Genomic DNA, 13,243 nt, shown 5'->3' with positions numbered 1-13,243 from the left:
AAGCTCGTACCTTGATTCAATAAAAAACTACTTTTGGTTTCTATATGGGTTATTGCTTAGATAATTTTTTTAAGAACTCAGGTTGAATACACTTATCGTAGAAGCAGTTCATTTGACCATATTTATAACGAACAGGAGCCTCCACCACACCAACACGCTGTGCGTAATCCGCCCAATCTTTTGCTAACTCTTGCAATTTTGTTGGATTTTGAGATGACAAATTCTTCAAGAATGATGGATCAATTTTTCGATTATAAAGTTCCCATTCACCAGTGCCATAAGGTGGTGCTTGATATTGAACAGCCCAATCGCCCTTATACAAAGCTCTGCGTGTATTAAATTCCCACCCTAATGCACGTTCTGGTAATGCTCTTCCCTTAAATGCAGATAAGAATGAACGACCTTCCATTTTTAATAATGGGTTACCTTTATAACTTTCAGGTCTTTGAGCACCTGTCAGCTCAAGTATTGTTGGGACAAAGTCGATCACATGAATCGTTTCAGGTTGAATCTGTCCAGATTTAATTTCGCTTGGATAGCGAATAATGGCTGGAACATGAATTCCACCATTTGACAGAATACTTTTGAAATAAGGCAGTGGCGTTGATGCAACCTGCGCCCATTGAGGCCCAAGTGTTACATAAGAACCTTTTTTACCCATATTTTCTGGGCTGTTATCAAATGTGGTATCTACCCATTCACGAATACCATTTTTGTCTTCAGTGGTGCCTAATGATTCTGGTGTGGCAGACTCTGCGCCATTATCAGACATAAATAAAATCAAAGTATTATCAAGTTCACCACTACGTTTGAGATAATCAATCACACGACCAATATTGTGATCCATGTTATCAATCATCGCTGCATAAATTTGCATGGTCTTCACTTGATCTTGTTTCTGTACCTCGGTTAACTTATCCCAAGCTGGGAATGCATCTGCCAACGGGTTATTAACCTTGGTTCCTTTTGGCATAATGCCTAATTTGATCATACGCTCTAAGCGTGTTTGACGAATTTTTTCATAGCCATCTTTGTAGTATCCATCATATTTCTTTAAATATTGATCTGGTGCTTGTAAAGGCCAGTGTGGTGCAGTAAAAGCCAAATATCCAAAGAATGGTTGACCTTTTTTACGGTCATTTTCCATATAGGAAATCATTTTACTGGTAAAGAAGTCACTTGAATAAAATTCTTTTGGTAAAGTTGCCTCCTGACCATCTTCAAAATATCGTGCTTTATAATTTCCAGGGAACATTTGGCTAGCATCCATATGTGCAGCACCTCCTGGCATGAGTGTAAATGAGCGATCGAAGCCACGCGCTTTTGCATGGCTATCTTCCGTTGCACCCAAATGCCATTTACCTGTAACGAATGATACATATCCCTGCGTTTTTAAAATTTCAGCTAGGGTAATAACACGATTATTCAAACGACCTTCATAACCTGATTTACCTTTCTGTTCTGGTTGTAAATATTCTGCCATCGTACCAAAGCCAGCTTGGTGACTATCGTTACCTGTCAACAACATTGAACGTGTCACTGAGCAAGTAGGACCCGTATGAAAATTAGTTAAAATAGCACCTTCTTTAGCCAATTTTTTAATATTCGGGGTAGAAATCTCACCACCAAAAGGTTCTGTATCAGAAAACCCAAGATCGTCAGCCACAATCACCAAAACATTGGGCTTTTTAGTGTCAGCTGCAAACGCCAAAGACGAAACAAGTATTGTCGGTATAAATAATGCGAGTATAAGTTTCTTCATAACCATTGAATTTTCCTTAATTTAGTTAAAATAAATGTCATCCTAAACATGTCTAAATTAATCTAGTTCCATCGCTTAAAAAATCATCTTTGATCAACTTCAGTGTTCACGAATTCAGAACAATTATTTAAAATAGATATCTTGATTAATTTGTTCATTTTCAACTTTAATTAAACTTTGACCTTTACATGGTCCATCGATACATAAACCTGTTTCTATATTAAAAAGTGCTGAATGGTGTGCGCACATGATCACTTGATTTTGGTAAATTGAAAATTGCCCTGAACGATAATCAAGCTGTACTAAAAAATGAGGGCAAACATTTTCATAACTGTAAAACTTCCCATCTTTGCGAATAATCACAATGCTTTTGTCTATTTTTAACGGATGATTGACTTTTAAGACCTGTTGATCTGAAAAATCATCGACCTCACAAAGCTTGATTCGTGTCGACATCATCATTCCCCTTGACTGAGAACAAAGTCATATTCGATTAAGTTATAGTTTTGATTGAAGGTAAATTGAGTCTGATCTTCCACGCTGGAACACTGTTGCTGAAAACCAACAATTAACCGATCTTTGACGCCAAATACGGCATCAGCATTCAAATATTCATCATCCTGAATAAATAAGTGAGTGACCAAAGGTTGATACCCTTCAGCTGTGATCATGAAATGAATATGTGCAGGCCGCCAAAAATGACGTTTGGAATAATTTAAAAGTTCACCTACTGTTCCATCAGAAGGAATCTGATAACTGACTGGTAAAATAGATTTAAATGCATATTCACCCTGCATCTGACTGATAAATGCACCACGTAAGTTGGAGATTGCTTGCAGAGGATCTTGCCCCGAATACATGCCATTTTCTGCTGTTTGCCATACTTCTATTTTGGCACCCACGATTGCTTCACCCTGCTGATTTAAAATTTTCCCTTTAACCAGCAGGGGAATTTCATCACCAATATTTTCCTCACTAATACTTTCTGCATAGTTGCGGATCGGCATATTGGCAATAAAAAATGGACCAAAAACAGTACTCGGTGTTTGTGCTAGATTTTTGCTATGGTTAATTTCATCCACCAACATAGATACGCCAAGTACATCTGAAAGTAAAATATATTCTTGACGCTGGTCATGACAAAGTTGCCCTGTTCGCGTCAAGAAATCTATTGCCACTTCCCACTCTGATTGGGTTAATTCCACCTCATTGATATATTGATGAATCGCTTTAACTAATTTTTGGATTAACATTTTAGAACGTGGATTTTGAATCTGTTCAAAACTATTTATTGCACTCATCGTGACGTCATGCATATCAAAACTCCATTTTGATCAAGCAAATTATCTCGGCTCTAAACCGAGATAAGCCCGTTGAAGAAGTGTTTCCAATTCATCTCTTTCATAACTTCTCGGATTGTAATATGGACTTTCACAGGTAATGCGAGCCACTTCGCTTGGACCGTCTTCTGGTAACCCAATATCTTTTAAAGCCAATGGAATACCCAGTTGTTGATTAAGTTTATAAATCAGTTGTCCAACTTGTTCATGACTTTGCCCACCGAGTGCCTGAGCAAGTTGATCCATGGCTTGGATATCTGCATTGCGGTTATAATGTGCTGAATATGCCAAAGTAATAGCATGTGCCTGTGCATGGGGTAGATTATAAGTTCCACCCAAGGTATGACAAAGTTTGTGATGAATTGCCATGCCAACTGAACCCAAACAAATCCCAGCAAGCCAAGCACCATAAGTGGCTTGCTTACGCGCTTCGATATCTTGTGAGTTTTTCACAATTTTTGGCAAAGCCTGACTAAGTGACTTAATCGACTCAATTGCCATCATGCTAATAATCGGATTTTTATCCTGTGCATACAGTGCCTCAACCGCATGTGCCATTGCATTCATTCCTGAACTTGCGGAAATACCAGCAGGTAAAGTCAGACTTAATTCAGGGTCATAAATCACGACTTTAGGAAGTACTTTGATATCTTTGCCTGTTTTTTTGAGATTATTTTCAGTCAAACCATAGACTGTGGTCATCTCACTACCTGCATAAGTCGTTGGAATAGCGACAATTGGAATTCCAGTTTTTAATGCGATCGCCTTAGCAAGTCCAATCGTCGAACCACCACCCAAAGCCAAACAACAGTCAATATTCTTTTTGGTTGCAAACTGAATCGCTTCATCAGCAACACCGGTTGGAACATGCATCACTGCATGTGGGTAAACACCCACAGCCAATTCACCCAACTGCTTTGCCATCATTAAGCCTGTTTCTTCTTGTTCTGGTGTTGTAATCACCAGAACTGAAGAAAAGCCATTGTCCACTAAAATACTTTTGGTCTTTTGCGATTCTGCATTTCCAAAATAAACATTGATTGGGAGTGCTTTATAATGAAAATTTTGCATTTCATTCCCCTCGTTGAAAGTGCGGCGGTATTATGGCATCAACATTGACCCATACCGATTTAACTTCGGTATAGTCATGGATCGCCTCAAAGCCCATTTCACGCCCATAACCTGACTTGCCTACACCACCAAATGGGCTACCTGGATTGACACGTTTATAGCTATTGATCCAGCACATGCCAGCTTTGATTTTCTTAGCAAATAAATGTGCACGTTGTAGATTGTTTGTCCATAAACCACTTCCCAAGCCGTATTCAGTCCCATTGGCGATTTGTAATGCTTCGGCATCATCCTTAAAACGAATAACAGTAACAAAAGGACCGAAAACTTCTTCTTGCGCAACACGATCATCTACTTTTGCTTCAACGATAGTTGGCATGACGAAATATCCATTTTTCAAACGAGCATCTTGCGGCGCAGTACCACCGAGCAAAATTTTCCCACCTTGCTCCACTGCAATTTTGGCGTATGCCAAAACTTTGTCACGATGTAATTCTGATGTTAAAGGCCCCATTTCTGTATTCGGATCTAAAGGATCACCTAAACGAATAGATTGTGCTAAAGCAACGAACTTCTCTAAAAATTGATCTGCAATTTCTTCATGTAATACCAAACGCGAACCCGCAATACATGCTTGTCCCTGATTATGGAAAATTGCCCAAGCCGCACCATTTACAGCGGCATCAAGATTGGCATCTTCAAAAACAATATTTGCCCCTTTACCACCCAGTTCAAGCTGTACACGTTTCAAGTTGCCTGAAGAGGCATTGACAATACTGCGCCCTGTTTGTGTTGAACCTGTAAAAGAGATTTTTCCAATATCAGGATGATCAGCTAAGCGTTGACCTGCGGTATGACCATAACCAGGAACAATATTCACCACCCCATCAGGAAAGCCGGCTTTTTTAATCAATTCAGCGATTTTAAGGGTGGATAATGGTGTAATTTCTGAAGGCTTCATCACCACAACATTACCTGCTGCAAGTGCTGGACCAAGTTTCCAACTGGTAAACATCAGTGGGAAGTTCCATGGCACAATTTGACCAACCACGCCAATCGGCTCACGTGTGGTATAGTTTAAAAAACCTTGTTCAACGGGAATCACATTGCCTTCAATCTTGTCGGCAATACCACCAAAATAACGGAAACATGCTGCTGTACGCGGTACATCTAAACGGCGTGAATCCTTGATTGGATGCCCAGTATCCAAAGATTCAAGCTGAGCCAATTCTTCTGAATTTTCTTCAATCAAATCAGCCAATCTCAATAATAAACGACCGCGTTCTGCTGCTGGTGTTTCCGCCCATGCAGGAAAAGCTTTTTGTGCGGCTTGCACTGCAACATCCACATCTTCTGCTTCTGCTGCAGCAATTTTGGTAATTACTTCACCTGTTGCTGGATTGAGTACATCAATCGTTCCACCATTTTTGGCAGGAACAAATTCACCATTGATAAAAAGTTGTGTATTTACTTTCATCAGATCCAATACCTTTTGTTCAGGTACAACTGTCCCATCAACACGTAATTGCGTATTCATATTTAAAAACCTTTTGAATAGGGCTAAACCTACTTCACAGTTCAACTTAGCCCGAGAACATGTGCTTAGAATGACACTGGATAAGGTGGTAACTCACCAGATGCATATTTTTCTGGTAAATCAGGTGTTGCATTTTCCCAAACTAAAAGCATCGAACGTTTAGTTGAATAGCCTTGATGACGAATATTGGCAGGCATTGCACAGATATCACCTGCTTTCATGAGAATACGTGCAAAAGGTTTTCCATCATTTTTATCAGCAATATCCCATGTAATTTCATCAGAAATTTGCATAAACCATTCCACACGGTCATTGCCATGGAAAATCGGTAAAATATATTCTTCTGTGGTTGGACAGAATAAGCTCGCCTTACAAACTGAAGTCACTGACGGATTCCACGTCACATCTGAACGAGACATATATTTAAACAAATTAAATGCGCTGAGTTCGCCTTCAAATCCAGGCTCACAATGCACTAAAGGCTCGTCTTGATCTACATCTGCAAACTGGCGATTGACTGGTAAATCATCACGTAATGGCGAATCTCCTGTCATACCTGGCATGCGCTTGGTTGCAATACGATAACGATCAATCGCTTCAATATTTTCACCATTTTTTCGACCGAACGCGCTACCAGTTTCTTCCGGTGCTGCAAATGGATCAAAATCTGCATTTACCCAATCATGTAAAATGGCTTTAAATGTTGCCATGATTTTTGGTGTTTCAAAATTTTCAACGTAGTCCACACCAGCAGCATTGAGTACACCATTAAATGTACCGGCATACATATCGACGCTACCGTAGTGATTTTGAGTTCCAATCACATGATCGAAGTTGACCCAACCGTAGAAGAACCCCCAAGCAACATCACGCATAACTGCTCTTAAAAATGCATCGACAGACATTAAGTGTGAGTGCTCACTCCCTTTTGCAGTCCATGTAATCTTGGCAAAATACTCATCACGACTAAGCATGAAATTGCCAAGTTTAAATGTGATATACCCTGTAGTTTCATTTTTCCCAATGATTTCAACTTGCTCACTTGCAAATGTATTTTGTGCAGAGTTCATCCCTAATCTCCTATTACTTCAAACAAATTTCTGACCATTTCTCGACAGAAAGTGGTCCTTTAATTGTGTGTAAAATCAGCGTTGCTGGCTTTTGACTATTGAAACGATAGGCTGTGCCGACAGGCAGAATGGCTTGATGGCCTTTTTTTAGCACCACATAACCCATGGGTTTACCTTTCGGTTGATCACCTGCAGCCTGAGTCCCTTCGATTGAAGTATCTATTGCTTGTTCCAGTTTTAAAAATTCAACACGAACCTCACAATCCATTGAAATGACAAATTCATCGTGTGCACAACAGAACCACTCTGAAGTACCTTCTGCACGAATTGATTCGATCACATATTTTTGATTAATCCCTACAACCGTTTTTTCATAAGGCTCCGCTAGACTCGCAACTTCAAACACATTAGAAAATACATAATGTGATGGTTTGCCTTGAATCATTTCAATTGAACCTTTTTCGAAATTATCTATACTTCCGAATTTTGTTGTATATGTATTCATCCTATTTCCTCAATCGTCCTCATGACACAATTAAAAATTAAGTCATACCACAGTCGATAACAATGGACGTTTTATCGACAAGACTGTTCGGTCTAATCGAACAAAAAAGTCCAAAAAAGCAAATTATACTTTTTGTCAACTCGCAGGAATCGCGAGTTAAACACTTCGCGAATGACAAGGAATACAAAATGCAAAAACAATGGGACACGTCTTACGAATGGAAGATCGTACTTTTACTCACACTCGGATTTGGTTTAGTCGGATTAGATCGCTGGATCATTGCCCCTCTTCTTCCGTCCATCATGAAAGATCTTTCTTTAAACTATCAAGATGTCGGTTTAATTTTTGGTGCTCTAGGTGTTACTTGGGGTGTTTTCGCAATCTTTGCTGGTCGGCTTTCAGATAAAATTGGTCATCGTAAAATCCTCATTCTTTCTTTGGTTGTTTTCTCACTCGCATCTGGCTTTTCTGGTGCTGCCATGGGGCTAACTAGTTTGATTCTTATACGTGCGCTCATGGGTGTTTCAGAGGGTGCCTTTTGTCCGACCAGTTTTGCAGCAACTGCTGTAGCAGCAAAACCATCACGTAGAGGAATGTTACAAGGACTACAACAGAGTGGATTTGCTTTATTTGGTTTAGGATTAGGACCCATTATTGCGACGCAATTAATGCTTGTTCTTCCTTCATGGCGTGAAGTTTTCTGGGTCGTGGCTATTCCTGGTTTTATTCTTGCAGTATTTCTCTTTTTTGTTTTACGTGAACCTGAACAAACGCAAGGTGGACAATTACTTATTTTAGAGAAACAAACTCAGAATCAAGAAAAAGTGAATTGGATTGCTGTATTAAAAAACCGTAATATTTTACTCAGTATGATTGGATTATTTTGCACAATGTCTTGTGTATTTGTCATCAGTGCAATGTTACCACTTTACCTAGAGAATCACCTTAAATTGAATGTACAGGACATGGGAATCATTGTATCTGCAATTGGTTTTGGTGGCTTTTTAGGACAATTCTTGATCCCATCATTCTCTGACTGGATTGGCCGTCGTGCAGCATCAATCTTAAGTTTCATTGGCTCAACCATCTTTATTCTTTTATTCTCAAATGCAGCACCTTCGTTACTTGGTCTATTCAGTTTATTATTTATCTTGTCCTTTTTCAGTTTAGGATTGATTGCACTTCTTTCTGGACCGATTGCGGCAGAATCTGCGCCCGCGGGTTTAGTTGCATCTTCAATCGGCTTAGTCGTCGGTGCTGGAGAAATATTTGGTGGAGGTATTGCGCCAGTCCTATCGGGAATAGTCGCAGAACGTTATGGTATTCAAAATATTTTTTATTTGAGCTTAGTCGGTACAAGTATTGGTGTAGTCATCAGTTTCTTTATTAAAGAAACAGCTCCTCGTAAAATACAGCGTATTGAATGATTTGAAATTAAACTCCCCATAGTAGTGAACTTGAACTGATAAGAAAGCATCTACTAGTGAGTATTGCCAGTTAATTAAGCTAAATTATTGGATAAAAATTCATAAAACACCCTCCTTTGAAAAAGGAGGGCTGATAATGCTTCAAAATTCTTTACTAAGCCACCTTGATTCATAGTGGGTGATTTTACGTTCCTATCATATTAAATTATTTATCTTTTAAATATATTTACACCTTTTATTTTTATATTTTCTTTTCTCTTTAAATAAGGAGAGCAACAACTTTGTTTTATATACAATCAATTAGTTTTAGGCAATTTAGTTCCCTATTAAAATTTCGTTGGGTATAAAAAATTAGAAGCTATACTAGATTAACAAGGTGCTAATCTATGAAAATAAAGCGAACCAATTGTAAATTAAACAAGAAAACTCAATTAAAATTTCGAGTATTTTCGTGCTCGATCTGACTGCAAGAGCAGCTGCTGATTTATTAGAAATTCATCATAATTCGGCTACGCTGTTCATTACTAAAATTCGTAAAATTATTACTTATTATTTAGAGATAAAAGCTCTCGAAATATTTGATGGTGAGATTAAGTTAGATGAAAGCTATTTTGGCTGCACTTCTAAGGGTAAGCCTTGTCGTGGTGCCACGAATAAAATGATAGTTTTTGGATTATTAAAGTGTAATGGCGTGGCCTATACCGCTGTTATTCGAGATACTAAATCAAGTACCTTAATGTCTGTAATTGCAAAGAAAATAACACCTGATAGCATCGTCTATACTGATCAATAGCGTAGTTACAATGCTCTAGATGATGCGGGGTTCTGCCATCATAGAATTAATTGTTCTAATCGCTTTGCAAATGGGAAAAATCATATTAATGGAATCGAAAATTTTTGGAATCAAGTGAAAAGAATACTGCGAAAATATAATAGTATTCTGAAAGAATCATTTCCTTTGTTTTTGAAAAAATGCTAGTTTTTAGAATAAAGAATTTATTTAAAATAATTCATAGCTTTCCTTATTATTAAGCCATGATTTTAAAGGAGTTTATTGAATGATATTGACAAATAATCAGTTTTTTTATTTATCCATTTTCTTTATTCTTATCATTTATTTAACTATTGAGAATGCACATGCTGAAGGGAATTGTCCTTCAGGCTATTATCCAATAGGTGGGCAAGGTGCTCAAGGTTGCGCACCTATTCCAGGTGGAGGAAGTGGTGGATATACGAATCAAAATCCAACTTTGTACCCTATGATTGAAACATTATGGGGTGCAATTGCAGAAGATAAAAGTAAAGGCTTAAAAGGGCGTCCAATTGGTTTTACAAGAAATTTTAAATCTAAAGATGAGGCACAAACAAAAGCATTAAAAGCGTGTCAACAGGATGGCGGACAAAAATGTGAAGTATCTAAAACATATTCTAATCGCTGTGTTGCTATAGCTGATCCAATTAATGATGGTCAAAAATCAAAAATTTTACTTGATTTTTCAGAGGATGGGGCTAAAAAAGGTGCATTAGTGTTTTGTTTAAGTGAAAATTTACAACCTTGTCGTATTGTATATTCTGGTTGTAGTCTCGGATACTAGCACTAACAAAAACATAATTTACTGGTTCACACCGCAAATGATGATTTTGCCTTTATTAATCTGCATAAAGGTAAAACAACAATATGCCAGAAACACTACTTGGACTTTAAAACACGACAATTTTTTGTTGCAGGATCTTTTTTCAGTAATTTGGCTTATTAACTCGAATTATGGGTATTGAGCTCTATATGTAATTAAAAAATAAATGATAATTGATCTATTCCATTTCTTGATTTCAACGTATTCGTCATGTTTTTCCGATGTATCATTAAGATGATTAAAATATGAGCTATACCCAATTTCCATAAAGAAAATCAATAAGTAATACATTTTGAAATACAAGTTCCAAAAAGGAACTTTATTAGATATTATAAACTTTGAAAAATATTGGATAACCAAAATGAAAAAAATTGCTCACCAAATTCTACGAAAGCCATTTTTTGGAAGATTCGAAGTACCTTGGATTTGGCCTCAAGCTATTTCTAAAGAAGACTGGGAGGCTGTCACTATTCCCTTAACTGACCAGCAAACACTCGCTGGTTATTGGAAAAGTGCACCAGCGGCAAAAGCAACTTTAGTACTTGCTCATCCAATGGGAAAAGCGGCTAAAGCATTTTGGCTCCGTTACGGACATGCAGATCTATTTTTAAAAAATGGCTATAACGTACTTATTTATGATGCTAATGGTTTTGGAGAAAGTGAAGGATTCTCATTTGACTATCCCAATGATGTATATCATGCAGGGATATATGCTCAAAAGCGAACACCCGAATTAAATGTAGGTTTAATTGGTGCGTCATTTGGTGCAGCTTGGGGACTATGCTCATTAGCAAAAGATGGACACCCATATAAAATTGCAGTATTTGAAGGCGCATTTCCGACATTACCAGAGTTTTGGAAACATTATCCAGTCGCTCATGCAATGCTCAAGGTATCAAATACACTGCTACCTAAGCTTAATCAGGAACTCAATCCGTTAGCAAAATCTACACAGGTAAAATATCAACCACCCATCTTATTAATGTATGGAGAAAAAGATATTTATACCCCACCCGAGTTTGGCCACCGGCTTAAAGTAGGGCTCGACCATGTAACAAAAGTAGAAATTAAAATCTTCGCGGATGCAGAACATACTTATATTTACCGAGATTTCCCTGAACAATATTCAGAATGCGTAATACCCTTTTTAAAGCAGCATTTTGCTTAGAAACGGTTTTGTTGCACAAACCTATCTCTAGGCTTATTCAGCAATATGATTCTTATATGAATAAGCCTGCAGCTAAAATCTATGGAAAAATATTTTGTCCAGTTTGGAACGGCTCTGGATGCCGCTATTCGCTGAGATCGCGATCAATACAATAGCAGCCAAATGTTGCGTAGCGTCGTCAATGGACTTGAATAGTCATCAGCTACAATTTCGAATAGTTCCAAAATTGTGCCAAAGAAAAAGGGAATCAAACTATTCATTTGATTCCCTTTAAGATATTTGGCGGAAGCGGTGTCCGTATAACACCTGTATCACACCGTCTAAACCAATCCAACATGAATTTATTTTTCAACAACTTAATAAAATAACACTCCAACCACGTCTTGCCTAATCCGATCATTTCCAATATTCTATGTGGGTTATTATGTGGGACAGGAAAAAGCTTATGCCTAAGAAAGCCAAAGAACTCTCTGCGCTCAGTGTAGCAAAAATCAAAGGAAATGGCAGGCACGCTGTAGGCGGTGTTGATGGCTTACACCTGCGTATTGTGAATGACTCTCGTGCTTGGATTTTACGTGTGGTTGTAGGTCAACGTTTTGATGAAGATGGTAAACAACGAGTCCGTCGCCGTGATATTGGTTTAGGCTCATACCCTGAGGTATCCCTAGCTGAAGCAAGAACAAAAGCTCAAGAAATGAAAGCTCAAATCCGAAATGGGATTGATCCTATTCAGCAAAAACAAGAAAAGCTACAAGCTTTACGTATTCAAAAGCTCCGTGATTGTACTTTCCGTGAATGTGCCAAAATTGTGATTGCCAATAAATCACGTGAATTAAAAAATCAAAAGCATATAGCTCAATGGTCCACTACATTAGAAACTTATATTTATCCAACTTTAGGTGACCGTGTGATTAGTTCAATTACTAAAGTGGATGTTGCCAAAGTTTTGGAACCCATTTGGGCTGAGAAAAATGAAACGGCTAAACGACTTCGAGGCCGTATTGAAACTATTTTTGATTATGCCAAAGCCATGGAATATTTTGAAGGTGATAACCCTGCTGAATGGAAAGGTAATCTTGAACCTATATTAGGTAATTTAAAACAAGTATCACGCCCTCATCCTTCCTTACCTTATGATCAAGTAGCAGAATTTGTTCAACATCTACGTCAGAAAGATGGTATTTCACCAAAGGCACTTGAATTTGCAATTTTAACGGCTTGTCGCTCTGGTGAAATCTTTGGTGCAACTTGGCAAGAAATTGATTTTGTATCTAAAGTTTGGATTATCCCTAAAGAGCGTATGAAAGCGGATAAAGAACATCGTGTTCCTCTTTCAGAACAAGCAATTGAATTATTAAAATCAATTCGGACTGATATTGAATCTCAAACCTATATTTTCCCTGCACCTCGTACTGGTAGCATGCTTTCAGACATGTCCTTAATTGCTTTGATTAAGCGTATGCATGAACAAAAACTTAAGGAAAATAGCTTAGGCTATATTGACCCGAAACAAAATCGAGTAATTACCACACACGGCTTTCGGTCTACATTTCGTGACTGGTCAGCCGATAAGACGGATTACCCTAGAGAAGTCTGTGAGCATGTTCTAGCCCACAAACTTCCTGATGAAGTAGAAGCTGCTTATTTACGCGGAGCATATTTAGAAAAGCGTAAAACGTTAATGGCTGATTGGGCTCAGTTTTGTAGCTCAAAATGAGCATAAACTGTA

The 13,243-nt window shown here is 38.0% G+C and carries 11 protein-coding genes and 1 pseudogene; 5 read left to right on the top strand and 7 right to left on the bottom strand.

Translation table 11 applies throughout. The annotated features are described in order from the left end of the window. Positions 1–49: 49 nt before the first annotated feature. The 7 genes from FHR28_RS05825 to FHR28_RS05795 form a co-directional block, all read right to left on the bottom strand. Positions 50–1,768 (bottom strand): arylsulfatase, encoded by a 1,719-nt coding sequence (locus FHR28_RS05825; protein WP_166782138.1) that lies wholly within the window; start codon positions 1,766–1,768, stop codon positions 50–52. A gap of 117 nt (positions 1,769–1,885) precedes the next feature. Further along, the gene (locus tag FHR28_RS05820; protein WP_166782137.1) at positions 1,886–2,218 is read right to left on the bottom strand and encodes a Rieske (2Fe-2S) protein; all 333 of its coding nucleotides are present in this window, start codon (positions 2,216–2,218) and stop codon (positions 1,886–1,888) included. A gap of 2 nt (positions 2,219–2,220) precedes the next feature. Further along, positions 2,221–3,078 carry a dioxygenase gene (locus FHR28_RS05815; protein ID WP_004724852.1) on the bottom strand — a complete coding sequence of 286 codons (858 nt, stop codon included), beginning with the start codon at positions 3,076–3,078 and terminating at the stop codon, positions 2,221–2,223. 27 nt (positions 3,079–3,105) lie between these two features. Beyond that, positions 3,106–4,173, bottom strand: coding sequence for a maleylacetate reductase (locus FHR28_RS05810; protein ID WP_004724853.1), 1,068 nt, complete (start codon positions 4,171–4,173; stop codon positions 3,106–3,108). 1 nt (position 4,174) lies between these two features. After that, positions 4,175–5,710, bottom strand: a complete 1,536-nt coding sequence (locus FHR28_RS05805; protein ID WP_228722021.1) for an aldehyde dehydrogenase family protein — start codon at positions 5,708–5,710, stop codon at positions 4,175–4,177. A 65-nt stretch (positions 5,711–5,775) separates the two neighbouring features. Continuing rightward, positions 5,776–6,780, bottom strand: a complete 1,005-nt coding sequence (locus FHR28_RS05800; protein WP_105713661.1) for a hydroxyquinol 1,2-dioxygenase — start codon at positions 6,778–6,780, stop codon at positions 5,776–5,778. A 13-nt stretch (positions 6,781–6,793) separates the two neighbouring features. Beyond that, on the bottom strand, positions 6,794–7,285 hold the full coding sequence (locus tag FHR28_RS05795) for a hydroxyquinol 1,2-dioxygenase (RefSeq protein ID WP_105713660.1): 492 nt from the start codon (positions 7,283–7,285) through the stop codon (positions 6,794–6,796). A 188-nt stretch (positions 7,286–7,473) separates the two neighbouring features. On the opposite strand from FHR28_RS05795, the gene FHR28_RS05790 reads away from it, so the two are divergent. The 5 genes and pseudogenes from FHR28_RS05790 (at position 7,474) to FHR28_RS05770 (ending at position 13,231) form a co-directional block, all read left to right on the top strand. Beyond that, entirely contained in the window at positions 7,474–8,712 is a 1,239-nt protein-coding gene (locus tag FHR28_RS05790) for an MFS transporter (protein ID WP_004724861.1), read from the top strand. Positions 8,713–9,104: 392 nt separating this feature from the next. Next, positions 9,105–9,688: pseudogene (locus tag FHR28_RS05785) on the top strand (IS1595 family transposase); the annotation flags it as partial. An 82-nt stretch (positions 9,689–9,770) separates the two neighbouring features. Then, the gene (locus FHR28_RS05780; RefSeq protein ID WP_166782136.1) at positions 9,771–10,307 is read left to right on the top strand and encodes a DUF4189 domain-containing protein; all 537 of its coding nucleotides are present in this window, start codon (positions 9,771–9,773) and stop codon (positions 10,305–10,307) included. A gap of 400 nt (positions 10,308–10,707) precedes the next feature. Continuing rightward, positions 10,708–11,514, top strand: a complete 807-nt coding sequence (locus FHR28_RS05775; RefSeq protein WP_166782135.1) for an alpha/beta hydrolase — start codon at positions 10,708–10,710, stop codon at positions 11,512–11,514. A gap of 445 nt (positions 11,515–11,959) precedes the next feature. Then, on the top strand, positions 11,960–13,231 hold the full coding sequence (locus tag FHR28_RS05770) for a tyrosine-type recombinase/integrase (RefSeq protein WP_166782134.1): 1,272 nt from the start codon (positions 11,960–11,962) through the stop codon (positions 13,229–13,231). Positions 13,232–13,243 lie beyond the last annotated feature (12 nt).

The organism is Acinetobacter sp. BIGb0196 (assembly GCF_011759595.1).
GTDB lineage: Bacteria > Pseudomonadota > Gammaproteobacteria > Pseudomonadales > Moraxellaceae > Acinetobacter > Acinetobacter guillouiae.
Note: the sequence above shows the minus strand (reverse complement) of the source record. Positions and strands in the feature narration are given on the sequence as shown.